The organism is Streptomyces atratus (assembly GCF_040655115.1).
Taxonomy (GTDB): Bacteria; Actinomycetota; Actinomycetes; order Streptomycetales; family Streptomycetaceae; genus Streptomyces; species Streptomyces atratus_D.
Map to the genome: position 1 here is coordinate 101361 of NZ_JBFAJH010000009.1, position 24424 is coordinate 125784.

General features: G+C 69.9%; 20 protein-coding genes. 12 read left to right on the forward strand and 8 right to left on the reverse strand.

Annotated elements, in window-relative coordinates:
• The first annotated feature begins 28 nt into the window (after positions 1 to 28).
• A complete protein-coding gene (locus AB0I23_RS13565; protein ID WP_359109385.1) occupies positions 29 to 520 on the forward strand; it encodes an LURP-one-related/scramblase family protein in 492 nt (163 codons plus the stop codon).
• A 110-nt stretch (positions 521 to 630) separates the two neighbouring features.
• On the opposite strand, the gene AB0I23_RS13570 is transcribed toward AB0I23_RS13565, so the two are convergent.
• On the reverse strand, positions 631 to 1431 hold the full coding sequence (locus AB0I23_RS13570; protein ID WP_359109386.1) for a carbon-nitrogen family hydrolase: 801 nt from the start codon (positions 1429 to 1431) through the stop codon (positions 631 to 633).
• Positions 1432 to 1613: 182 nt separating this feature from the next.
• Here AB0I23_RS13570 and AB0I23_RS13575 point away from each other — a divergent pair, with 182 nt between their 5' ends.
• Positions 1614 to 2438, forward strand: coding sequence for a maleylpyruvate isomerase family mycothiol-dependent enzyme (locus AB0I23_RS13575; RefSeq protein ID WP_359109387.1), 825 nt, complete (start codon positions 1614 to 1616; stop codon positions 2436 to 2438).
• A gap of 69 nt (positions 2439 to 2507) precedes the next feature.
• Here the strand turns inward: AB0I23_RS13575 and AB0I23_RS13580 are convergent, their stop codons facing one another.
• Positions 2508 to 3818: an MFS transporter gene (locus AB0I23_RS13580; RefSeq protein WP_359109388.1), complete on the reverse strand. Its 1311-nt coding sequence runs from the start codon at positions 3816 to 3818 to the stop codon at positions 2508 to 2510.
• Positions 3815 to 4489 carry a GntR family transcriptional regulator gene (locus AB0I23_RS13585; protein WP_359109389.1) on the reverse strand — a complete coding sequence of 225 codons (675 nt, stop codon included), beginning with the start codon at positions 4487 to 4489 and terminating at the stop codon, positions 3815 to 3817. Before AB0I23_RS13585 ends, AB0I23_RS13580 begins: the two co-directional genes overlap by 4 nt.
• 173 nt (positions 4490 to 4662) lie before the next feature.
• Between AB0I23_RS13585 and AB0I23_RS13590 the strand changes: the two genes are divergently transcribed.
• Together AB0I23_RS13590 and AB0I23_RS13595 are read left to right on the forward strand one after the other, a co-directional pair.
• Positions 4663 to 5562 carry a D-alanyl-D-alanine carboxypeptidase family protein gene (locus AB0I23_RS13590; RefSeq protein ID WP_359109390.1) on the forward strand — a complete coding sequence of 300 codons (900 nt, stop codon included), beginning with the start codon at positions 4663 to 4665 and terminating at the stop codon, positions 5560 to 5562.
• A 197-nt stretch (positions 5563 to 5759) separates the two neighbouring features.
• A complete protein-coding gene (locus tag AB0I23_RS13595) occupies positions 5760 to 7691 on the forward strand; it encodes a PA14 domain-containing protein (RefSeq protein ID WP_359109391.1) in 1932 nt (643 codons plus the stop codon).
• Between the two features lie 75 nt (positions 7692 to 7766).
• On the opposite strand, the gene AB0I23_RS13600 is transcribed toward AB0I23_RS13595, so the two are convergent.
• From AB0I23_RS13600 to pdhA, 3 genes are read right to left on the reverse strand one after another with little or no spacing between them, the layout of a single operon-like run.
• Complete coding sequence (locus AB0I23_RS13600) at positions 7767 to 9167, reverse strand: dihydrolipoamide acetyltransferase family protein (protein ID WP_359109392.1); 1401 nt, start codon at positions 9165 to 9167, stop codon at positions 7767 to 7769.
• A gap of 11 nt (positions 9168 to 9178) precedes the next feature.
• Complete coding sequence (locus tag AB0I23_RS13605; RefSeq protein WP_359109393.1) at positions 9179 to 10159, reverse strand: alpha-ketoacid dehydrogenase subunit beta; 981 nt, start codon at positions 10157 to 10159, stop codon at positions 9179 to 9181.
• Positions 10160 to 10161: 2 nt separating this feature from the next.
• The gene (pdhA, locus tag AB0I23_RS13610) at positions 10162 to 11310 is read right to left on the reverse strand and encodes a pyruvate dehydrogenase (acetyl-transferring) E1 component subunit alpha (RefSeq protein ID WP_359109394.1); all 1149 of its coding nucleotides are present in this window, start codon (positions 11308 to 11310) and stop codon (positions 10162 to 10164) included.
• Positions 11311 to 11649: 339 nt separating this feature from the next.
• On the opposite strand from pdhA, the gene AB0I23_RS13615 reads away from it, so the two are divergent.
• The 3 genes from AB0I23_RS13615 (at position 11650) to AB0I23_RS13625 (ending at position 13748) form a co-directional block, all read left to right on the forward strand.
• On the forward strand, positions 11650 to 12309 hold the full coding sequence (locus AB0I23_RS13615) for a response regulator transcription factor (protein WP_359109395.1): 660 nt from the start codon (positions 11650 to 11652) through the stop codon (positions 12307 to 12309).
• Between the two features lie 140 nt (positions 12310 to 12449).
• Positions 12450 to 12701, forward strand: a complete 252-nt coding sequence (locus tag AB0I23_RS13620) for a hypothetical protein (RefSeq protein WP_359109396.1) — start codon at positions 12450 to 12452, stop codon at positions 12699 to 12701.
• 63 nt (positions 12702 to 12764) lie between these two features.
• Complete coding sequence (locus AB0I23_RS13625; RefSeq protein ID WP_359109479.1) at positions 12765 to 13748, forward strand: phosphotransferase; 984 nt, start codon at positions 12765 to 12767, stop codon at positions 13746 to 13748.
• 12 nt (positions 13749 to 13760) lie between these two features.
• On the opposite strand, the gene AB0I23_RS13630 is transcribed toward AB0I23_RS13625, so the two are convergent.
• Positions 13761 to 15365, reverse strand: a complete 1605-nt coding sequence (locus AB0I23_RS13630) for a protein kinase domain-containing protein (RefSeq protein ID WP_359109397.1) — start codon at positions 15363 to 15365, stop codon at positions 13761 to 13763.
• Between the two features lie 303 nt (positions 15366 to 15668).
• On the opposite strand from AB0I23_RS13630, the gene AB0I23_RS13635 reads away from it, so the two are divergent.
• From AB0I23_RS13635 to AB0I23_RS13655, 5 genes are all read left to right on the forward strand, one after another.
• Positions 15669 to 17306: a protein kinase domain-containing protein gene (locus tag AB0I23_RS13635; protein WP_359109398.1), complete on the forward strand. Its 1638-nt coding sequence runs from the start codon at positions 15669 to 15671 to the stop codon at positions 17304 to 17306.
• Positions 17307 to 18301: 995 nt separating this feature from the next.
• Positions 18302 to 18919 (forward strand): PadR family transcriptional regulator, encoded by a 618-nt coding sequence (locus AB0I23_RS13640; protein ID WP_359109399.1) that lies wholly within the window; start codon positions 18302 to 18304, stop codon positions 18917 to 18919.
• A gap of 99 nt (positions 18920 to 19018) precedes the next feature.
• Positions 19019 to 19804, forward strand: a complete 786-nt coding sequence (locus tag AB0I23_RS13645; protein ID WP_359109400.1) for an ABC transporter ATP-binding protein — start codon at positions 19019 to 19021, stop codon at positions 19802 to 19804.
• Positions 19801 to 22665 (forward strand): FtsX-like permease family protein, encoded by a 2865-nt coding sequence (locus tag AB0I23_RS13650; protein ID WP_359109401.1) that lies wholly within the window; start codon positions 19801 to 19803, stop codon positions 22663 to 22665. Before AB0I23_RS13645 ends, AB0I23_RS13650 begins: the two co-directional genes overlap by 4 nt.
• Before the next feature lie 132 nt (positions 22666 to 22797).
• Positions 22798 to 23346, forward strand: a complete 549-nt coding sequence (locus AB0I23_RS13655; RefSeq protein ID WP_359109402.1) for a bacterial proteasome activator family protein — start codon at positions 22798 to 22800, stop codon at positions 23344 to 23346.
• 90 nt (positions 23347 to 23436) lie between these two features.
• On the opposite strand, the gene AB0I23_RS13660 is transcribed toward AB0I23_RS13655, so the two are convergent.
• Complete coding sequence (locus AB0I23_RS13660) at positions 23437 to 24423, reverse strand: NAD(P)H-quinone oxidoreductase (RefSeq protein WP_359109403.1); 987 nt, start codon at positions 24421 to 24423, stop codon at positions 23437 to 23439.
• Position 24424 lies beyond the last annotated feature (1 nt).

Sequence of the window (24424 nt, forward strand, 5' to 3'; positions counted from 1 at the left end):
CGGCGGGTCGTGGGGGAATCTGTGAGCCATGGGATTCCTGGTGCGTGAGCGACTGTTCACTGTCGGCGACGACTACTGGATCGAGGACGCGGACGGGCGCAAGGTCTTCCTCGTCGACGGCAAGGCGATGCGGGTGCGCGACACGTTCGAGCTGAAGGACGCGCAGGGCCGGATCCTGGTCGAGATCCGGCAGAAGCTGCTCAGCCTGCACGACACGATGATCATTGAGCGCGACGGCGAGCAGCTCGCCAGGGTCCAGCGGAAGCGGCTCTCGCTGCTGCGCAACCACTATCGGGTGACGCTGGTCGACGGCACCGAACTCGATGTCAGCGGCAAGATCCTGGACCGCGAGTTCGCCATCGACTACGACGGCGAACTCCTGGCCCGGATCTCACGGCGTCGGCTGACCGTACGGGACACATACGGCATCGATGTCGTGCGGGAGGACGCCGACGCGGCCCTGCTCATCGCCGTGTCGGTGTGCGTCATCGTGCTCGCGGACAAGGAGCACGACGACTGACCGGACGTTTCACGTGAAACCGGACCCCGCCCGACGGTGGGCCGGGCCCGGCCCGACGGGTGTGCCCACGGATGTCCCGCGGCGGTGCGAAGTCCGGTCCGACCGATGCGTCAGCAGCCGCTCGACGGCGGGGCGAGACCGAGCCGCCGGTCCTTGAGCGCCGGGAACTGCTCGCGGGTGGCAACGACCTTCGCCGGGTCGAACTCCACGGTGAGCACCTCCTCGTCCGCGCCCGCCTCGGCGAGCACCTCGCCCCACGGGTCGACGGCGATGCTGTGCCCGGCCTGCTGGACCCCGGCGTGGGTGCCGGCGGTGCCGACGGCCAGGACGTATGCCTGGTTCTCCACGGCGCGCGCCCGGGCGAGCAGCGTCCAGTGGGCGCGGCGCCGCTCCGGCCAGCCCGCCGGGACGACGAGCGTCTGCGCGCCGGCGTCCACGAGGCCGCGGAACACTTCGGGGAAGCGCAGGTCGTAGCAGGTGGCGAGGCCGAGCGTGGTCTGGGGCAGGGCGACCGTGACCAGGTCCTCGCCGGCGCCCATCATCACCGCCTCGCCCTTGTCGAAGCCGAAGCGGTGGATCTTGCGGTACACGGCGGCACGCTCACCCTCGGGCGTGAAGACCAGCGAGGTGTTGTAGAGCGTGCCGTCGTCGGCGCGCTCCACGAAGGAGCCCGCGTGCAGCCAGACCCCGGCGTCGGCCGCGGCCTTCGCCATCAGGTCGTGGGTGGGTCCCCGGAGCGGTTCCGCCTCGTCGGCGAAGGCGGTGTAGGCGAACGCGCCGACCGGCCAGAGTTCGGGAAGGACTACCAGATCGGCACCGCGCTGGGCCGCGACCAGGTTAGCCGCACGGTCCCTGCGGGAATTGACGGATTCGTCCGGGTCTACTGCGATCTGGATGAGGGAGGCGCGCACACTACCACCGTCCTGGCATTCGAGCCGTCAACACGGGCCTACGATCGTCACACGAAAGCACTGCCGGGGTGCCTGCTCGCAGCGTAACTTAGCGACCGAACCTCCCACGCAGCCCGCAGCCGCCGCCCGCCGACCGCCCCAGCAGTCCAGCCCATGCACCGCAGAACCGCACGAGGGGTCCCGTGACCGTCCATCCCAGCCTCCAGACCTACGCCGATGCCTGGACCCACTCCATCGAGTCGATAGCCGAGCTGGTGACGCCGCTCGCCGAAGGGGAGTGGAATCGCCGTACACCGTGCCCCGGTTGGTCGGTGCGCGACATCGTCTCGCACATCATCGGCATGGAGTGCGAGCAGCTCGGCGATCCGCGGCCGATCCACACGCTGCCGCGCGATCTCTACCACGTACAGAACGACTTCACCCGTTACATGGAGATGCAGGTCGATGTGCGGCGCCACCACACCGCACCCGAGATGACCTCCGAGCTGGAGTACACGATCATCCGCCGCTCGCGTCAGCTGCGGAACGAGTCGCGTGCCCCGGAGACCATGACCCGCGCGCCGCTCGGCGCCGAGCAGACCCTCGAACTGGCACTGCGGATGCGGGCCTTCGACGTCTGGGTGCACGAGCAGGATCTGCGGACGACGCTGGGCAAGCCCGGCAACCTCGACTCCCCCGGCGCCACCATCACCCGGGACACCCTCCTCGCCGCGCTGCCGAAGGTGGTCGCCAAGGACGCGGGCGCGCCGCCCAATTCCGCGATCGTGCTCGATGTGCACGGGCCGCTGGAGTTCCTCCGCACGGTCAGGGTCGACGCGGACGGCCGTGGTTCGGTGGACGGTTCACCGTCGCTGGGGCCTGCGGTCACGCTGGCGATGGACTGGGAGACGTACGTCCGGCTGGCCTGCGGGCGGGTGCGGGCGACGGCGGTCGCGGACCGGATCAAGGTCGAGGGCGACCAGGAGCTGGCGACGGCGATCCTGCAGAACTTCGCCGTGACGCCGTAACGGCACGGTCGGCGGCGCCCGTCTTGAGGTGAAGAGACGGGCGCGCCGCCCGACCGGCCACGGCAGGCGTCACGCGGGCACGTGCACGGCCTCCACACGGCTGATCACATGGTGGTTCCGCTCGCGGAGCGTGGCGCGGGCATGCAGCCGCAGGATCTGTACGACCCCGAGCGCCTCCAGGACGAAGACCGAGGCGAACGCGATGCGGTAGTTGTCCCCCGTCGCGTCGAGCAGCACACCGACGGCGAACAGTGTCGTCATCGAGGCGATGAAACCGCCCATGTTGACGATCCCCGATGCGGTGCCCTGGCGCTGCGGCGGATTGGCCGGGCGCGCGAAGTCGAAGCCGATCATCGAGGCGGGTCCGCAGGCGCCGAGCACCGCGCAGAGCGTGATCAGCAGCCACATCGGCGCATGGTCGCCCGGGTACAGGATCGTCGACGCCCACACGGCGGCCGTCACCGCGACCGTGCCGAGGGCGAGCGGGGCGCGCGCGGCGTGGTGGCGGGCGATGACCTGCCCGTAGACGAGGCCGACGGCCATGTTGGAGAGCACCACCAGGGTGAGCAGCTCCCCGGCGGTGGACCGGCTCAGCCCCTGCGCCTCCACCAGGAACGGCATCCCCCACAGCAGCAGGAACACCATCGCCGGGAACTGCGTGGTGAAGTGCACCCACATCCCGAGCCGGGTGCCGGGCTCCCGCCACGAGGCGGCGATCTGCTTGCGCACGTAGGCGGAGCCCGCGTGCTCGACGGGCGGCGGCTCGTGCCCCTCGGGGTGGTCCTTCAGGAAGAGCAGGAGCAGGACGAGGACCACGACCCCGGCGGCCGCGCTGCCCGCGAACGTGGCGGTCCAGCCGAAGCCGTGCAGGGCGCGGGCGATGAAGAGCGTGGAGACGAGGTTGCCCGCCATGCCGAAGAGCGCGGCGATCTGGCCGATCAGCGGTCCGCGCCGGGCCGGGAACCAGCGGGCACCGAGCCGCAGCACGCTGATGAACGTCATCGCGTCGCCGCAGCCGAGCAGCGCCCGGGAGGCCAGCGCCATGCCGTACGACGGGGACAGCGCGAAGCCGAGCTGCCCGACGGTGAACAGGACGGCCCCGAGGGTGAGGACCTTCTTGGTGCCGAGCCGGTCGACCATCAGACCGACGGGTATCTGCATGCCCGCGTAGACGAGCAGCTGAAGGATGGAGAACGTCGACAACGCGGAGGCGTTGACGTCGAACCGGTCGGCGGCGTCGAGACCGGCGACCCCGAGGCTCGTGCGGAAGATGATGGCGACGAAGTAGACGGCGACGCCGATGCCCCAGACCCAGGCGGCTCGCCGGCCGCCGGGCGGATCACCGGGCAGGGACAGGGTGGGCGCGGCGGCAGAACTCACCGGTCCTCACCCCGGACCAGCACCTTGACCCGGCCGACATGGCGTCGTACGACCTGCGCGGCACCGTCCGCGTCCCCGGCCCTGATGGCCTCCAGCAGCTCGGTGTGCTCGGTGATGTTGGCGGCGATCCTGCCGGGATGCGCCTCCATCACGGCGACGCCCATCCTCAGCTGCCGGTCGCGCAGCTGGTCGTAGAGGCGCGACAGGATCCCGTTGCCCGCGTTGCGCACGATCTCGGCGTGGAAGCAGCGGTCCGCGACCGACACGGCGGCCAGGTCCCCGGCCGCCACCTGCCGCCGCTGCTCGTCGAGCAGTTCCTCCAGGCGGGCGATCAGCTTCGCCGAGGCGGGCACGGCCTTGCGGGCGGCGAACTCCTCTACGAGCAGCCGGGTCTCCACCACGTCCGCGATCTCCTGCGCGGAGACGGCCAGCACCAGGGCCCCCTTCTTCGGATAGAGCTTGATCAGCCCTTCGACCTCCAGCCGCAGCAAGGCCTCGCGCACGGGCGTACGGGAGACGCCGACGGCCTCCGCGAGGTCGCCCTCGGTGAGGAGCGTGCCCCCTTCGTAACGGCGGTCGAGGACCGCCTGCTTGATGTGGGTGTAGACGCGTTCGGCGGCGGGCGGCTGCTTGGTACGCGGGTGCGTCACGGCAGGGGGTGCGGCAGGCATGCACACAGCATAGATACAACATGCACGCATGCGTCGGCACCGTCCGGAATCTGGACGGTAAAACCCCGGAAATTAACCCGGGAATAAGCACATCCATTCACGCACCTCGTGAGTCTCACCACCGAGCGGCACCGTCATGTGGCCGCATTCCAGGGGCATTTGGAGCGTTCAAGTTGAAAATCGGCATCAAGGGCATAAACCGCGTTTCCGCCACTGCCACCGTGGCCCTCACCGCGGGTGCCGTCATCGCGGGCAGCGCCTTCGCTTCCACGGCGCAGGCTGCCACGCTGCCCGTCCCCACGATCGCCGCCAAGGGCGGCTACGTGATGAACAACGGAACCGCGTCGAGCCTCTACTCGAAGGCCGCGGACACCCGTCGCGCCACCGGCTCGACCACCAAGATCATGACGGCCAAGGTGGTGCTGGCCCAGACGAACCTCAACCTGGATTCCAAGGTCACGATCCAGAAGGCGTACAGCGACTACATCGTCGCCAAGGGCGCCTCGTCGGCGCGCCTGATCGTCGGCGACAAGGTCACCGTCCGCCAGCTCCTCTACGGTCTGATGCTGCCGTCCGGCTGCGACGCCGCGTACGCGCTCGCCGACAAGTTCGGCACCGGCACCACCCGCGCGGCCCGCGTGACGTCGTTCATCGGCAAGATGAACGCCTCCGCCAAGTCCCTCGGCCTGACGAACACCCACTTCGACTCGTTCGACGGCATAAGCAATGGCTCGAACTACTCGACGCCGCGCGACCTGACGAAGATCGCCAGCAGCGCGATGAAGAACTCCACGTTCCGCACGGTCGTGAAGACCAAGTCGACCACGCAGAAGGTCACCACGAGCAGCGGTGGCTACCGCTACATGTCGTGGACCAACACCAACAAGCTGCTCGGCAGCTACACCGGTGCGATCGGCGTGAAAACCGGTTCCGGTGCGATAGCCGGGTACTGCCTGGTGTTCGCCGCGACCCGTGACGGCAAGACGGTCATCGGCACCGTCCTGGCGTCCACCTCCGAGACGACCCGGACGGCGGACGCGACGAAGCTCATGAACTACGGCTTCTCGAAGTAGTTCCCCGCCCCGCTCCCGGGGCCACGAGGAAGGGTCCGCCGTGCAGTACGGCGGGCCCTTTCCTGCACATGGCCGCAGGTTCCCCCGTCATTCGGCCTGAAAGGGTAATGCACACATTGACCACCATTTCTCGTGGACGGCTTCGCAGCGTCGCCGCGCTGTCGGTCGCCGCGACCTCCTGCAGTCTGCTCACCGCCGTGAGTGCCACGCCCGCTGCTGCGGCGACCAGCTGCACCTCGCCGGTCTTCACGCGGCAGTTCTTCGCGAACACGTCGTTCTCCGGTACACCGAAGAAGACCGACTGCGACTCGGTCATCGACCAGAACTGGGGCACCGGCGCCCCCGCCTCCGGCCTGCCGAAGGACAACTTCGGTGTCCGCTGGTCCCTGACCCGGGACTTCGGCTCCGGCGGCCCCTTCGCCTTCACCGCGGCAACCCGTGACGGCATTCGCGTGTACGTCGACGGGGTGCGCAAGGTCGACATCTGGAAGAACGTCTCCACCACCCAGAAGAAGACGGTCAACGTCACCGTCCCCGCCGGAAAGCACTCCCTGCGCATCGACTTCGTCAACTGGACGGGCTCGGCCAACGTCACATTCGGTTACGCACCGCGGACGTCGGCCACCGTCGACAAGGTCAAGCCGCTCAGCCCGGTCGGCGTGAGGGCGGTCCTCGACAACGCCACGGCGAACGCCAAGGTGGCCTGGTCCGCGAACAAGGAGATGGACCTCGCCGGCTACCGCGTCTACCGCCGGCTCAAGGGATCCAGCACGTTCGCCCTCGTGAAGACGACCACCGCGACCTCGTACGCGGGTCTCCCGCCCGAGGCCGGGAGGACGTACTACTACGAGGTACGCGCCTACGACAAGGCCGGGAACGTCTCCACCGGCAGTACCGACCAGCCGGTGACCACCATCGCCGTCACCGCTCCGGCCGGCCTCACCGCACAGGGCACGGACGCCGCGATCGTGCTGGCCTGGAAGCCCGTCGCGGGCGCGGTCCGCTACAACCTGAAGCGCGACGACCAGCACGGTCACATGTCGGTCCGCTCCGTCACCGGTACGGCCTTCACCGACACCACGGTGAAGCGCTCCGAGAAGTGGACCTACCAGGTGGCCGCCGTGGACGGCGCCGGGCGCGCCTCCGCGTACGGCCCCGCCGTCGCGGCCTACCGTCCGGTCGCGGCGCCGCGGGACATCGTCGCGACGCCGGGGATCAGCAGTGCGACCTTCACCTGGACGACCGATCACTCCGTCGACGGCGATGTGTACGACTTCCACGTCTACCGTTCCGAGACGCTCCCCGTGGACACGTCGGCCGCGCCGATCCGCTGCAGCACCACCTGGAAGACGCTCGGCGACGGGCGGCTCCAGTACACCTGCACCGACACCTCCCCGGCCGGCGGCCTCACCTACCACTACGTGATCAAGGCCTACGACAACTCGGGCAGGGAGTCGGTTCCTTCGGCCACGGTCGAGGTCACCACGCTCGCCAGGGACGTGACCCCGCCCGCACCGGTCACCGGGCTCACCGCCAAGGCCACCGAGTACGGCATCGAGCTGCACTGGAACGCCAACACCGAGCCCGATCTCAAGCGGTACGTGGTGTACCGCGGAGAGCTGATCGACGGCGAGGACGAGCGGGTCTGCTACGGCGGCACCTCGTCCCAGTACCTCGACGCGGCCACCACGTCCTACACCGACGAGCGGCTGCCCGACGGTGAGGAGCGGTGCTACTTCGTCGACGTCGAGGACACCTCCGGCAACTCCAGCTTCCGGATGACGCACAGCGCCGAGGTCGCCGTCGTCTACGAGCTGGACCTGACCCCGTCCGTCGAGACCCCGGCAGGCTCCCCGCTCACGCTCACCGCGACCCGGGGCACCACCGGCACCTCGGTGGACCTGTCCTGGAACATGGTCGCCGATGCGACGGGCTACCTGGTCGAACGGTGGAACCCGACCGCGGGCGCGTACGAGAAGCTGACCGCCGACCCCGTCACGGACGTGTCGTACACGGACGCCACCGCCCCGACCGGCACCACCCACTTCTACCGGGTGACCGCCGTGTACGCCGACGACACCCGGTCGGCGCCCGCCGAGGACTGGGTGATCCTGGCCCCCGTCGAGTGACCCGACCCGACAGAAAAGCGGGCCTGCGCGGAAGGAATCCCCGCGCGGGCCCGCTTCTTCCGTCTCACACGGCCATCAGGCCCAGGTGATCAGCCTCTTGGGCTGTTCCAGGATCGCGGCCACATCCGCCAGGACCTTGGAACCGAGCTCGCCGTCGACCAGACGGTGGTCGAACGACAGCGCCAGCGTGGTGACCTGACGGGGCTTCACCTTGCCCTTGTGGACCCACGGCTGCAGCTTGATCGCACCGACCGCGAGGATCGCGGACTCGCCCGGGTTCAGGATCGGCGTACCCGTGTCGACGCCGAAGACGCCGACGTTGGTGATCGTCACCGTGCCGCCCGCCATGGCGGCGGGAGACGTCCTGCCGTCCCGGGCCGTGGCGACCAGCTCGCCCAGTGCTGCGGCGAGCTGCGGCAGGGTCTTGTCCTGCGCGTCCTTGATGTTCGGCACGATCAGACCCCGCGGGGTGGCGGCCGCGATGCCCAGGTTCACATAGTGCTTCTGCACGATCTCCTGGTTGGCCTCGTCCCAGGTGGCGTTGACCTCCGGGTTCCGCTTGATCGCGACCAGGAGCGCCTTGGCGATGATCAGGAGCGGATTGACCCGGACCCCCGCCATGTCCTTGTCGTCCTTGAGCTCCGCCACGAGCTTCATCGTGCGCGTGACGTCGACCGTCACGAACTCGGTGACATGCGGTGCGGTGAACGCACTGCCGACCATGGCCTGTGCAATGGCCTTCCGGACACCCTTGACCGGGATACGGGTCTCCCGGGCACCCGGCACCGGGGCGGGAACGGCGGCGGTGACCACGGGTTCCGGGACCGGGGCGGGTACGGGCGCCTGAGCCAGTGCGGGCGCGGCCGCCGCGTGCACGTCCTCGCGGGTGATGATCCCGCCCTCGCCGGTCGGGACGACCGTCGCCAGGTCGATGCCCAGGTCCTTCGCCAGTTTGCGCACCGGCGGCTTGGCGAGCGGGCGGCTCTCCGGGACGGCCGGTCCGTGGCCGTTCAGCTCGCCCTGGATCGCGGCAGCCGCGGCAGCCGGCTGCTCGGCGCCCTTACGGGCGCGGCGCTTGGTGGAGGACTCGGCCACGCCGTAGCCCACCAGCACCGGCCGGCGGCCCTTCGGCGCCTCCGGTTCCGCAGCCGGTTCCGGTTCGGCCGGGGCCGGGGCCGGAGCCGCCTCCGCGGCCGCGTCACCGCTGCCCGGCGCCACGTCCACCGCGATGATCACCTGGCCGACGTCGACGGTCGTGCCCTCGGCGAAGCGCAGCTCGTGCACCACGCCGTCGAACGGGATCGGCAGCTCCACGGCCGCCTTCGCGGTCTCGACCTCGCAGACGACCTGGCCGTCGGTGACGGTGTCGCCCGGCTGTACGTACCACTTGAGGATCTCGGCCTCGGTCAGTCCCTCGCCCACGTCGGGCATCTTGAACTCACGGAAGCGAGCAGACGTTTCGGTCATCGTCGTCACGACCCCTCTCCTCAGTACGCCAGCGAGCGGTCGACGGCGTCGAGCACCCGGTCCAGGCCCGGCAGATACTCGTCCTCAAGACGCGCCGGCGGATACGGGGCGTGGTAGCCGCCGACCCTGAGCACCGGTGCCTCCAGATGGTAGAAGCAGCGCTCGGTGATGCGGGCGGCGATCTCGGCACCGGAGCCGTAGAACACCGGCGCCTCGTGGACGACGACCAGCCGGCCGGTCTTCTCGACCGAGGCCTGGACGGCGTCGAAGTCGATCGGCGACATCGACCGCAGGTCCAGGACCTCGATCGACTTGCCCTCCTCCTGGGCGGCCGCGGCGGCCTCCAGGCAGACCTTCACCATCGGGCCGTAGGCGACGAGGGTGAGGTCCGAGCCCTCCCGTACCGTCGCGGCCTTGTGCAGCGGACCGGGGATGAGGTCGGTCTCGACCTCGCCCTTGTCCCAGTAGCGCCGCTTCGGCTCGAAGAAGATGATCGGGTCGTCGCTCTGGACGGCCTGCTGCATCATCCAGTAGGCGTCCGAGGCGTTGGACGGCGAGACCACCTTGAGCCCCGCGACGTGCGCGAACAGCGCCTCGGGCGACTCGCTGTGGTGCTCGACGGCGCCGATGCCGCCGCCGTACGGGATCCGGACGACGACCGGCAGCTTGATCTTGCCGAGCGCGCGGGCGTGCATCTTCGCGAGCTGCGTGACGATCTGGTCGTACGCGGGGAAGACGAAGCCGTCGAACTGGATCTCCACGATCGGCCGGTAGCCGCGCAGGGCCAGACCGATCGCGGTGCCGACGATGCCGGACTCGGCGAGCGGCGTGTCGATGACCCGGTCCTCGCCGAAGTCCTTCTGGAGCCCGTCGGTGATCCGGAAGACTCCGCCCAGCTTGCCGACGTCCTCACCCATGATGAGGACCTTGGGGTCGGTGTCGAGAGCCTTGCGCAGCGACTCGTTGAGCGCCTTCGCGATGGACATCTTTTCCAGGGCCATGACTAGTTGCCCTCCTCGGCGAAGGAAGCCTGGTAGGCGGCGAACTGGGCGCGCTCCTCGTCGACGAGGGGGCTGCCGTCGGCGTACACGTGGTCGAAGATCGCCATCGGGTCCGGGTCGGGCATGGCCCGTACCGTTTCACGGACCCGCTTGCCGAGAGCCTCGCTCTCCTCGTCGAGCGCGGAGAAGTACGCCTCGTCGGCGAGGTCCTGCTTCTCCAGGTACGTACGGAGCCGCAGGATCGGGTCCTTGGCCTCCCAGGAGGCGCGCTCCTCGTCCGCCCGGTACTTCGTCGGGTCGTCGGAGGTGGTGTGCGCGCCCATCCGGTAGGTGAACGCCTCGACGAGGGTGGGACCCTCGCCCCGGCGGGCCCGCTCCAGCGCCGACTTGGTGACGGCGAGGCAGGCGAGTACGTCGTTGCCGTCGACCCGGACGCCGGGGAAGCCGAAGCCCTGCGCGCGCTGGTAGAGCGGGACGCGGGTCTGCCTCTCGGTGGGCTCGGAGATCGCCCACTGGTTGTTCTGGCAGAAGAAGACGACCGGGGCGTTGTAGACCGCGGAGAAGGTGAACGCCTCGGCGACGTCGCCCTGGCTGGAGGCGCCGTCCCCGAAGTACGCGATCACGGCGGAGTCCGCCCCGTCCTTGGCGACGCCCATGGCGTAGCCGGTGGCGTGCAGGGTCTGCGAGCCGATGACGATCGTGTACAGGTGGAAGTTGTTGCTGTTCGGGTCCCAGCCGCCGTGATTCACACCGCGGAACATCCCGAGCAGATTGGTCGGGTCGACCCCGCGGCACCAGGCGACACCGTGCTCACGGTAGGTCGGGAAGACGTAGTCGTCGTCGCGCAGCGCCCGGCCGGAGCCGATCTGCGCGGCCTCCTGGCCGAGCAGCGAGGCCCACAGACCCAGTTCGCCCTGACGCTGCAAGGCCGTCGCCTCGGCGTCGAAGCGGCGGGTCAGGACCATGTCCCGGTACAGACCGCGCAGCTCGTCCGCGGTCAGGTCGATCGTGTAGTCCGGGTGCTCCACGCGCTCGCCCTCGGGCGTCAGCAGCTGTACGAGCTCGGGCTCGGAACTCTGTGGCGTCTTCGCGGCGCTGGTCCGCTTGCTGCTGCGTCGCGGTTTGCGCGCGGCAGTGCTCTCCACGGTCACGTGCGTGCTCCTCCGTCGGTCCGGCCCCCGGGGTCTGCCGGGAGAACCAGTGCGGCTCGCCTGTGTCCGTACCCGTGCACGGGGTGGGTGCCGCTCGGCCGGGAACAGGCGTGACAGGTGCCCCGGCGAGCGCCCTGTCAAAGGCACGTTACCCAGTGCGTCGCACAACTGTGAAACCCTCTTTGACCTGCGATTTTGCTTGGATTTCCAAGTAAATCGAGAAATTCGGGAACTCTCGCTGGTCACAGCACTGGTAACAGCCTTGCAGGCCGCCGGAACAACGGCACGTTATCCCGCCGTTCAGCGGCAGGGAAGAGGGGAGTGTGTGAAACTGCGAATGTGCGCGAAGAAGGAAAAATCGCCGTATTTCTGTTGGACGACCATGAGGTCGTGCGACGCGGAGTCCATGAACTGCTCTCGGTCGAGGACGACATCGAAGTCGTCGGCGAGGCCGGTACGGCGGCGGACGCACTGGTGCGCATCCCCGCCACCCGGCCCGATGTGGCGGTGGTCGACGTGCGACTGCCGGACGGCAGCGGGGTGGAGGTCTGCCGGGAGATCCGGTCCCTGGACGACAGCATCCACTGCCTGATGCTGACCTCGTACGCCGATGACGAGGCTCTTTTCGACGCGATCATGGCGGGCGCGTCGGGATACGTACTGAAGGCGATCCGCGGCAGCGAGCTGCTGAACGCGGTACGGGACGTGGCGGCCGGAAAATCGCTGCTGGACCCGGTCGCGACCGCGCGTGTGCTGGAGCGGCTGAGCGAGAGGAAGAAGGGCCGGGGCGACGACAAGCTCGCGAGCCTCACCGAACAGGAGCGCAAGATCCTCGATCTGATCGGCGAGGGGCTGACGAACCGGGTGATCGGCGAACGGCTCCATCTCGCCGAGAAGACGATCAAGAACTATGTCTCCACCCTGCTCTCCAAGCTGGGCATGGAGCGCCGCTCGCAGGCCGCCGCCTATGTGGCGCGGCTCCAGGCCGAGCGGCGCTGAGCGGCACGGACGGGGCCGGGGGAGACTTCTCTCCGGTCCGCCGGGGCCGCGCCCCCGGTTGGCCTTCGGGACTTTGGTCCCGGACCACCCGGGGCCGCGGCCTCCTTCTGCGCCCGCCGCGGTATCGCAGAGCGGAGCGCATGTCCTCCGAGGAACTGCAAGCGATCGAGCTCAACGCGGCGGCCACCGGCGGCGACCTGTGGTCGGTCCGGTTCACCGGCCCTGTCGAGATCGCACATCCGACCGCGGAGCAGCGCGAGCGCTTCGGCGCGGCACCTCGGGAAGTCAGCGGCGAACCCTTCGAGCCGGTCCACCTCCGCCTCGCCCCGCACTTCGTCACGGTGCACACTCTGGACTTCCACGCACGTCAGACGAACCGACACGCAGCGTGATCTATCATTTGGTGAGTGCCGCGCTCATCTGTCACCCTCCCGCCTGTTCCTCCGGTCGACGAGGTGCTGCGCCGCTACCCGAACGCCGGTGAGCCCCTCAGCTGCAAGCCCCTCACCAAGGGTCTCCTCAACCACGGCTACCGCGTCTCCACCACCCGCGGCTCGTACTTTCTCAAACACCATCTCGACGACTCCACCGGCGACCGCGCGACGATCGTCCGCCAGCACCGAGCCACCCAGCGGCTGCAGTCGCTCGGCGTGCCGGTCGCGCCACCTGTCGAGGACACGGAGGGCGACACGGTCACGGAGATCGGCGGGCGGTGCTACGCACTGCACCCCTGGGTGGACGGGCTGCACCGGATCGGCGCCCAGCTGACCCGCGCCCAGTCGGAACGGCTCGGGGCGCTCCTCGGAGCCGTACACACGGGGCTCGCGCAGGTGATGGAGACGGGGGCGACCGGGGGGCGCGGGCATGCCAGCCCGGACGCCGCCGACACATTCGCGCTGATCGACGACCTGCTGGCCGCGGCCCGCGACCGCCGCCCCCGGGACTCCTTCGACGAGCTGGCCGAGCACCGCCTCGTCGAGCGGCGTGCCCTGCTGGAACGGCACGCCGACCGCCGGCCGCCCACCCCCGACATCCCGGCGACCGGCTGGGTGCACGGCGACTTCCACCCGCTGAACGTGCTGTACCGGGGCGCCGACCCGGTGGCGATCATCGACTGGGACCGGCTGGGGGTGCAGCCGCGCGCCGAGGAGGCGGTACGGGCCGCGGCCATCTTCTTCGTGGAGCCCGCCGGGAAGCTGGACCTGGAGAAGGTACGGGCCTACGCGCGGGCCTATCGGCGTGCGGTCGGGGCGGACGCCTGCGAACTGGCCGCCGCGGTGCACCGGGTGTGGTGGGAGCGGCTCAACGACTTCTGGATACTGCGCTGGCGCTACCGCCTGGACGACCGAAGGGCCGACCCGCAGTTTCCTGCGGTGTCGGCCCTGGCGGTCTGGTGGACGCGGGAGTACGAGGCGGTGCGCGACGCCTTCACGGGGTGAGGGCCTGGCGCATCAGGGAGTGGCGCCCGCGGCGGTTCCGGCGGTGCCGTTGGCACCGGTGGTGGTCCCGCCGCCGGTGGTCGTACCACCGTCGGTCGTCGTACCCCCGTCGGTCGTCGTACCACCGTCCGTGGTCGTACCACCGTCCGTACCGGTGCCGCCGTCCGTGCTCGTACCGCCGTCGGTCGTCGTGCCGCCTTCGGTCGTGCCGGTGTCCGGCGATGTGGCCGTGTCGGACGGGGTCTCGGACGGCGCGCTCGGCGAGGGGGACGCGGAGAAGGACGGCCGATTGCTCGACTGGTGCTTGCCACCGGTGGTGTCGGCCGGCTGCGGGACGATGTCCGTCTGCTCGTCGGTCGGCTCCGCCGAACTCTCCTTCGTGGCGGGGGAGCTGGAGGTCGTGGGCGGCGTCTTCTTCTGGTTGCTGTCGTTGTTGTCCGCGGCTTTCACCGCCATGGCGACACCCGCCCCGATCGCGATCAGCGCGAGGACGACGAACAGCCAGAGCTTGCCGCGGCCGCCACCGCTCCCGTGTCCGCCGTCGTACCCGCCGTCGTCCGGATTCATCGGCGGCAGGATCGGACTCTGCGAGGTGTCCCCGTGCTGCGGGTGCCCCATCGCCATCGTCCCGCCGGACATGCCCATGGCGGGGGTGTTGCCATGCTCGTGCGCGGTGACCGGTCCGGTGTTCCACGTACCCGTGTGACCGCCCTGCACCTGGAGCATCTGCAGGCCGTACTGGACCAGCCCGCGCATCTCCTCGGCGCTCTGGAACCGGTCGTCCGGGTCCTTCGCGAGCGACCGCATGACGAGCCCGTCCAGCTCCGGCGGCACCGCGTCCATGGCCTCGGACGGCGGGACCGGAATGTCCTGGACGTGCTGGTACACCACGGAGAGCGGTGTCTCACCCGTGAACGGGGGCCGCAGTGCGAGGAGTTCGTAGAGCAGACAGCCGGTGGCGTACAGGTCGGAGCGGTGGTCGACGGCCTTGCCCAGCGCCTGCTCGGGGGAGAGGTACTGCGGCGTGCCCATGACCATGCCGGTCTGGGTCATCGTCGACTGCGCGCCGTGCAGCGCACGGGCGATTCCGAAGTCCATCACCTTGACCGCGCCGGAGTCCGTGATGATCACGTTGGCCGGCTTGATGTCACGGTGCACGATGCCGTGCTGGTGCGAGTACGCGAGGGCTTCCAGCACCCCCGAGACGATGATCAACGCCTGCTCGGGCGGCGGTGCCTCGGCGTTGAGCAGCAGATCACGGATGGTGCGGCCCTCGACGAGCTCCATCACGATGTACGGGACGGTCTGGCCGCCCACGACGTCCTCACCGGAGTCGTACACGGCCACGATCGCATGGTGGTTGAGGCCCGCGACCGACTGTGCCTCACGCGTGAACCGGGCCTTGGAGACCGGGTCCTCGGCAAGATCGGAACGGAGCAGCTTCACCGCGACCGTACGTCCCAGCCGGACGTCCTCCGCGGCAAAGACCTCGGCCATGCCGCCCCGGCCCAGCCGGTGTGTCATTCGGTAACGTCCGTCACCGACCACACCTCCGATGCCCCAGGAGTCGGCCGCATCCGAAACTCCGCCGCCGTTTGCTTCGGGTTCGGGTGCCATCAGTCCTCGCCGTCGTATCTGTCCGCGCGTCCGCGGGTTCTCACGGTGTCTTGCATGCCTTGCTGCATTGCCACGTCACGCTACAGGCTCTGCCGGACACCCGGTTCTCGAGAGGGACGGGCCATCAAACCGGCTGCCGCACCGCTCACGCAAATTCCATGCTTTTCCTGTAACGCTTCCGAGACGCTTCTTGTGCGTAGGGTCACGGAACGGGCACCCGGCTTGACGTGTCGTACCCCTCGGGCAGACTTGGCCCGTCATACGGATCTTCGCGCGAGACGCGCGCCGAGGGGGAAGCAAGTCATGAGCCAGGACGGCGCACACGGCGCCCGGGGTCGCTACGCGGGCGGTTCGGTCGCCGGCGGCCGCTACCAGCTTCGCGACCTGCTCGGCGAAGGCGGGATGGCGTCCGTATATCTGGCCTACGACTCCGCGCTCGACCGCCAGGTGGCGATCAAGACCCTGCACACGGAGCTGGGGCGCGAGCAGTCATTCCGTGAACGGTTCCGTCGCGAGGCTCAGGCCGTGGCCAAGCTCCAGCACACCAACATCGTCTCGGTCTTCGACACCGGCGAGGACGAGCTCGGCGGCGCGCTGATGCCGTACATCGTCATGGAGTACGTCGAGGGGCAGCCCCTCGGCTCCGTACTCCAGGCGGACATTCGCAGTTACGGTGCGATGCCGGCCGACAAGGCACTCAAGGTCACCGGTGACGTGCTGGCCGCACTGGACACCAGCCACGAAATGGGCCTGGTCCACCGTGACATAAAGCCCGGCAACGTGATGGTGACCAAGCGCGGCGTCGTGAAGGTCATGGACTTCGGCATCGCCCGCGCCATGCAGTCGGGCGTCACGTCGATGACGCAGACCGGCATGGTCGTCGGCACCCCGCAGTACCTCTCCCCCGAACAGGCCCTGGGCCGTGGGGTGGACGCGCGCTCCGACCTGTACTCGGTCGGCATCATGCTGTTCCAGCTGCTGACCGGACGGATCCCGTTCGACGCGGACTCGCCGCTCGCCATCGCGTACGCGCACGTCCAGGAGGAGCCGGTCGCGCCGTCCTCCATCAACCGGGCGATCACCCCGGCGATGGACGCACTGGTCGCCCGGGCACTGAAGAAGAACCCGAACGAGCGCTTCCCCAGCGCGGCGGCGATGCAGGACGAGATCACGCGCGTGCTGAACGCGGGCGGGCAGACGGGCGCCCCGGTGATCATCGGCGGCGCAGCCGGACCGGCGAACAGCGGCTCGGGCGTCGGCTCCGCGGTCTTCCCGCCGGTCGACCAGTCCACGCAGGCGCCGCAGGGCGTGCAGATGCCGTACCAGCCGCAGCAGTACCAGCAGCAGCCCGGCCCGTACGGCCCGCCGACCCCGACCCCGGCCCCGGCGCCGTCGCCGTCGCCGAGCTACGGCTACCCGCAGTCGAGCCCGGCGTACCGGACCCCGGCCCCGGCGCCGTACACGATCGCGCCGCAGCCGGTGGGCGGTGGCACCGGTGGGGGCAGCAAGCGGAACATGCCGGTGATCGTCGGTTCGATCGTGGTCGCGCTGATCGCGATAGGCGGCCTGATCACGGCGCTGTCGCTGAAGGACGACCCGGGCTCGGACACCGGCAAAGGTGGTGACCCGAGCAGCTCGACGGTGGCGGGCGAACACAAGGATCCGGAGCGGAACCGGACGATGAAGACAGAAGCGTGCACCGACCCCTCCGAGGACAGCGACGACCCGAGCAAGATCGAGGCGCCGGACTTCACGTACAAGGACTACCTCTCCGCCAAGGAATGTGCCAGGGCCGCGGGCTGGACGATCAAGAAGATCAAGGTCCCGGGCAACACCTACGCCGAGGACCAGGTCTTGGAACAGTTCCCGTCCGCCGGTACCGCCATGGACGAGAAGGGCGCCCACTTCGAGCTGCGCGTCTCGACGGGCGACCCTGCCTGAGACGCAGGCACAGGGAGAAGTGACGGTCCGGCACGCGTGAAATGCGCCGGACCGTTACGCCTTCCGGGCGTCCGGGATGCCGGACAGATACGCGAGATGCCGGACATATCGGCACATGTGACGCTGGCCCCATGGCTTCAGCACTCCTCTCCATATGGTCGTCGAGGTGTGTGGCCTGTCTGGTGATAGCCGCGGGGGCGGCTTTGGGACCGGCACAGGGACAGACACACGCCGACCAGCGCACTTCCGGTGGTACGCCGGGGCTGACCCGGAGCCGGCCCGGCGGACCGGCGGCCGGACCGCCGCCCCCCGGGCACTCCTCGGCTCCGAGCTCCGCCGCCCCGTCCGTCACCCCCTCCTCCGGTACATCGGTCGGCCCTTCGGGCAAACCCTCGGTCACCCCTTCGGCCGATCAGTCGACGACTCCGTCCTCGCCCTCCCCGACCGCGTCGGCCAGCAGGGCGGCCACCCCCTCCGCCTCGGCATCGGCATCGGCATCGCCCTCCACCTCGGCTTCGCGCTCCGCCTCGCCCTCCGCCTCCGACTCGCCCTCGGCATCCGCGAGCCCGTCCGCCAGCCCGTCCGCCAGGCCGTCGGCCCGCCCCGAGGCACAGCCCCCGCTCGCCGGACGGCAGGCCGGGGAAGGGCGCCCGCGGCCGGGCCGGCCGCTCTCCCCGGGGGAGCTCGCTCATCGCGACAGCCCCCACGGCCTGTCCGAGGTGCAGCCCGAAGTGCAGCCCGTCGTGACGACTCCTGTCGCACAGCCCGCGGTCACGCCCTCGGTGAGCGGCTCCCCACCGGAGGGCAGGCTCGCGCCGCAGGCCCTCGACGGTCCCGCCGTGCGACGCGTACAGAGGGTGTCGCTGGGCGCCGGAATAGCCCTGATAGGGCTGGGTCTGGGCTTTCTGGGGCTCAGAACGCGCCGCACCGGCTGAGGGACGCGAGCCCTCGGCGGGGACTTGCGTAGACGAACATACTCGGTATACATACCGAGTATGTCGATCCGTCACGGGCTCTTGGCCCTCCTGGAGCGCGGGCCCCGTTACGGCTCCCGGCTCCGCACCGAATTCGAGTCGCGCACCGGCTCCACCTGGCCCCTGAACGTCGGCCAGGTGTACACCACGCTGAGCCGGCTGGAGCGCGACGGCATGGTCGTCCAGAACGGTGAGGACGACCAGGGGCATGCCCTCTACTCGATCACCGACGACGGACGCGCCGAACTGCGCAGCTGGTTCGAGACACCCGTCGACCGCAGCAACCCGCCCCGCGACGAGCTGGCGATCAAGCTCGCCATGGCGGTGGGCGCACCCGGCGTCGACATCCGGGCCGTCATCCAGTCGCAGCGCCACCACACCGTCAAGGCGATGCAGGACTACACCCGGCTGAAGGCGCAGGCTCTCGCCGACGTCCCGGCCAACCGTGACGAGGTGGCCTGGCTGCTCGTACTGGAACAGCTGATCTTCCAGGCGGAGGCCGAGGCCCGCTGGCTGGACCACTGCGAGTCGCGTCTGGTCCGCCTCGCCGAGGCCGCCGCCACGGACCCGGAGCCCGAGGCGCGTAAGACCAACCGCGCCCCGGCACGCACCCCTGCGCGCCCGCGCTCGCGGCGCTGACCGAAGAGCCGAACCCGCGGTTCGCGGCGCAGACCACAGAACCGATCCACGGTTCGCGGCGCCGACCACAGAACCGATCCCGAGGGGGAACCAACCACCATGTCCTCGCACGTCCCGTCCGTGTCTCCGTCACCCCGGCTCTCCGCCGCGCCCCTGTCCGTCGACGCGCCCGTGCTCGAACTCCGCGACCTCTCGCGCACCCACGGCACCGGCATCGCCGAGGTGCACGCCCTGCGCGGCATCAACCTCTCCGTGCACACCGGCGAACTCGTCGCCGTGATGGGCCCGTCCGGCTCCGGCAAGTCCACCCTGCTGACCCTGGCCGGCGGTCTCGACACCGCGAGCAGCGGCCAGGTCGTCATCGAGGGACAGGACATCTCCGCCCTCGGCCGCAAGGGCGTCGCCACCCTGCGTCGGCGCAGCGTCGGCTATGTCTTCCAGGACTACAACCTGATCCCGGCGCTGACCGCCGCCGAGAACATCGCCCTGCCGCGCGAACTCGACGGCGTCTCCGTGCGCAAGGCGCGCAAGGAGGCGCGGGCAGCTCTGGAGGAGATGAACCTGCTGCAGATCGCCGACCGGTTCCCGGACGAGATGTCCGGCGGACAGCAGCAGCGGGTCGCGATCGCCCGTGCGCTGGTGGGGGACCGGCGCCTGGTGCTCGCCGACGAGCCGACCGGGGCGCTCGACTCGGAGACCGGTGAGTCCGTCCTCGCGCTGCTGCGGAACAGGTGCGACCAGGGTGCGGCCGGGGTGATGGTGACGCACGAGCCGCGGTACGCCGCCTGGGCGGACCGGGTGGTGTTCCTCCGGGACGGCTCGATCGTCGACCAGACGCTGTCCATCGGCGCCGACTCGCTGCTCGCCGTCGAGGGCGCCGAGTGAGCATGTTCACGGGCTGGCGTGCCGCCCTCAGGATCGCCCGGCGCGACGCGATGCGGGCCAAGGGCCGCAGTGCCCTGGTGGTCGCGATGATCGCGCTGCCGGTACTCGGGGTGACGGCCGCCGATGTGACGTACCGCAGTGTGACGCCGACCCGGGCGGAGAAGCTGACCGCCGCGATGGGCTCCGCGGACGCGTTGTTCAGCGACCCGGGCATGGGGGCGGGTGCGATCGAACAGATGCCCGACGGGGAGACGTACGGCGTGGTGCACGACACCTCACAGCCGGGCGACGCATCCGTTCCGGGCATCGACATGACGATTGCGCTGCCCGAGGGCGCACACGCGATCAGCATCGAGACCGCACCGGCGACGGCGACCACCACCTACGGGATAGCCACCACCGACATCGTCGAGCTCCGGACCTCGGACCCGATGGTCCGCGGCAAGGTCGACCTCGTGCGGGGCGCCCTTCCGCGGCGCGACTCCGAAATGGCCGCCACCGAAGCGTTCCTGAAGAAGTCGGGTCTGCACGTCGGCTCACGCACCACCCTGCGCGGCCCCGGGCGCACGTACACCATCACCGGTGTCGTCGAGCGGCCGGACGACCTCAAGTCCGCGGCGCTGTACGCCGAACCCGGGGCGGTCATCGCCCCGTGGCAGACCCTGGCCAAGCACAACCAGAAGGTACTCCCGCCGAACGCAGGCTCGAAGGAGTGGCTGGTCAAGGGCGCCGACAGGGCGGGCGTGAGCTGGGCCGACGTTCTCGCGGCCAATAAGCGGGGCGCGCTTGTCGTGTCCCGTCAGGTCGTTCTCGACCCGCCGCCGGACTCCGATGTCCCGATGGCCCGGAGCATGAGCGGCCGCTCGTACGACAGTTCCGAAGAACTGAGCGCGGCACTGATCACCGTGGTCGCCATGGCCGTCCTGGAGATCGTCCTGCTCGCCGGACCGGCCTTCGCGGTCGGTGCCCGCCGCTCCCGCCGCCAGCTCGGCCTTGTCGGTACGTGCGGCGGCGACCGGCGCCATGTGCGGGCCGTGGTCCTCTCCGGCGGGCTGGTGCTCGGCGGCGTCGGTGCCGTCGTCGGTGTCGTGGCCGGGTTCCTGCTCACCGTGGTGTTCCGCCCGATGATCGAGGGCTGGGCCGGACACCGCTTCGGCTCGCTCGCCGTGCACCCGTCCGAGCTGCTGACCATTGCCGTGATCGGCCTCGTCACCGGTCTGCTGGCGGCGCTCGCTCCCGCGATCGTGGCGAGCCGGCAGTCCGTACTGGAGTCGCTCAGCGGCCGTCGCGGCATCCGCCGCAGCTCCCGGGTGCTTCCGCTGATCGGCACTGTCGCCCTGCTGGGCGGCATCGCCATCGCCGTCCTCGGCGGCACCAGTGGCGACTCGACGCTGGTCGCGGGCGGCTCGGTCGTCGCCGAACTGGGGCTTCTCTGCTGCATCCCGGTGATCGTCGGCCTCCTGGGGCGGCTCGGCCGCAGACTCCCGCTCTCCCCGCGGATGGCGCTGCGCGACGCGGCCCGCAACCGGGGACGGACGGCACCGGCGGTCGCGGCCGTGATGGCGGCCGTGGCGGGGTCAGTGGCCATCGCCACCTATATGTCCAGCACCCTGGCCGAGTCGGACTTCGAGTACACGCCGTCGCTCACCCCCGGCACCGTCGCTCTCATCGCTTCCGACGGCGGGGCCACCCAGCAGCTCCCCCTGGCCCGCGCCGCCGTCGAGCGGAACCTGGCCGTCAACGGCGGACACGCCGACCTCGGCCGGGTCTGGGCGGGCAGCGACTGCGCCGTCCACTACGACGAGGAGAACGGCTGCGGCTCGGTCGAGCTGATCAAGCCCACCGGCAAGGGCCACTCCTGCCCGCTCAAGGGCAAGGGCGCCAGGAAGCTCGCCGCGAGCCTCTCCGCCGAGGAGCACAAGAAGCTGATGCGGTCCCCCGCCTGTCTGGACGAGTTCATGTACATGACCTCGTTCCAGGGCGAGACGGCCGGCATCGTCCTGGGCGACGCGAAGTTCCTCTCCACCTATGTGAAACTCCGTGACCCCGCGGCCGCCGAGGCCCTGGCGGCCGGCACACCCGTGCTGCTCAATCCGGCGTACGCGAAGAACGGCGAGGTCACCCTCAAGGCCGTTCACACGTACAGCGACCTCGACAAGAAGAACCGGAAGCTGCACCCGGGCAAGGCCGAGACGCGTACCGACCGGGTGAAGGTCTATCAGGCGCCCGAGCAGTACGCCACCACGCCCGGGGTCCGCATGATCATGCCGTCGCGGACGGCCGAGCGGCTCGGTCTGCACACCGAGGTGTACGGCAGTGTCTACGCGGTCGCGCACGCGCCGACCGACGCCGAGGACCAGCGGATCTCGGCCGCGATCGAACTGGCCGGGGGCGGGATCTACCTCCAGTCGGAGGGCGGGCAGGACGCCGCGCTCCTGCGGGACGACGCGATCCTGCTGATCCTCTCCCTGTTCGCAGGGGTGGTCACCCTGGGCGCGGCCGCGATCACGACAGGTCTGGCCAAGGCCGACGCGGAGGCCGATCTCACCACGCTCAGCGCGGTCGGTGCACCCCCGGGCGTGCGACGGACGCTCTCCGGTTTCCAGTGCCTGGTGGTCGCGCTCACCGGCGTCCTGCTCGGCACGGCGGCGGGTCTCGTGCCCGCGGTGGCGCTCCGGCTCGTCGACCTGCGCCAGGCAGTGCAGGACATGCGGGTGGAACCGATGAACTCCGCCTACACACCGATCGTGCTGCCCTGGGCGACCCTCGGTTTTCTTGCCGTGTTCGTCCCGCTGCTGGCCGGGCTGCTCGCCGCGGCGTTCACCCGCTCGCGGCTGGCGCCGGCGCGACGCGCCGGATGACGGCCGAACGATTGACCGTGACGGCCGGATGATGCGCCGACCGGGCGGATAAGGTGCCTCCGAAAACGGTGGATCAACCGTATTCGGGGGCACCACCCTGTTGAGCAGGACGTGTGCGAGACAATGGGCGGCATGGAGATGCCGAGGAATGAACGGTCGCAGGAGCACCCCCAAGTCCTCGTAGTGGGACAGGACGGCATGGCGATCGGCGGCGGTGGTACTGACGACGAATCGCGTGAGGTCCCCGTGACAGAAATGGTCGAACAGCCCGCAAAGGTCATGCGCATCGGCAGCATGATCAAGCAACTCCTGGAAGAGGTCAGGGCGGCTCCTCTCGACGAGGCGAGCCGGGTCCGGCTCAAGGAAATCCATGCAAGCTCCGTGAAGGAGCTGGAGGACGGCCTCGCGCCGGAGCTGGTGGAGGAGCTCGAGCGGCTCTCCCTGCCGTTCACCGATGAGTCGGTGCCCTCCGAGGCGGAACTCCGGATTGCGCAGGCCCAGTTGGTCGGCTGGCTGGAAGGCCTCTTCCACGGCATCCAGACGGCGCTGTTCGCCCAGCAGATGGCGGCCCGGGCGCAATTGGAGCAGATGCGTCGCGCCCTCCCGCCGGGCAGCGGTCACGAGGACGAGGACGGCGCTTCGGACGGGCACGGGGCGATCCGCTCGGGGCCGTACCTGTAGCCCGAACGCCTTCCCTCCACCTACCTGCACACGGACGAACAGCGGGCCCGGCACACAGATTCATGTGCCGGGCCCCGCTGGTCGTATGGCTCAGGCTACCGGCGTCCGCAGAAGCACCTTGCCGATGTGCGCGCTGGACTCCAGCACCCGGTGGGCCTCCGCCGCGTCGGACATCGGCAGGGTACGGTCCACGACCGGCCGCACCACACCGCTGCCGATCAGCGGCCACACGTGCTCGCGCACGGCGGCGACGATGGCGGCCTTCTCGTCAAGGGGGCGTCCGCGCAGCGACGTCGCGGTGACGGCGGCCCGCTTGTTCAGCAGGACGCCCAGATTGAGCTCACCCTTGACGCCACCCTGAAGACCGATGATGGCAAGTCGGCCACTGACGGCGAGCGCCTTCACATTCCGGTCCAGGTACTTCGCGCCGACGATGTCGAGGATGACGTCCGCGCCTGCCCCGTCCGTCGCCTTGAGCAACTCCTCGACGAAGTCCTGCTCCCGGTAGTCGATCAGGATGTCGGCCCCGAGCTCCGCGCAGCGTGCCAGCTTCTCGGGCCCGCCCGCCGTCACCGCGACCCGCGCGCCCACGGCCTTGGCGAGCTGGATCGCCATCGTGCCGATACCACTGGACCCACCATGCACCAGCAGTGTCTCGCCGGGTCGCAGATGGGCCACCATGAAGACGTTCGACCAGACAGTCGACGTCACCTCGGGAAGCGCCGCAGCCACCGCCAGGTCGATGCCGTCCGGTACGGGGAGCAGCTGTCCGGCGGGCACGGCGACCTTCTCCGCGTATCCGCCGCCCGCCAGCAGCGCACACACCTCGTCGCCGACGGACCAGCCGGTGACACCGGGGCCGATCTCCGCGATCCGGCCGGAGCACTCCAGGCCGGGATAAGGGGACGCACCGGGCGGCGGGTTGTAGAAGCCCTGCCGCTGGAGCACATCGGCGCGGTTGACCGCGCCGGCCACGACCTCGACGAGGACCTCGCCGTCGCCGGGTACGGGATCGGGGACCTCGGCCCATACGAGCGCGTCGGGGCCACCGGGTTCGGGGATCGTGATCGCATGCATG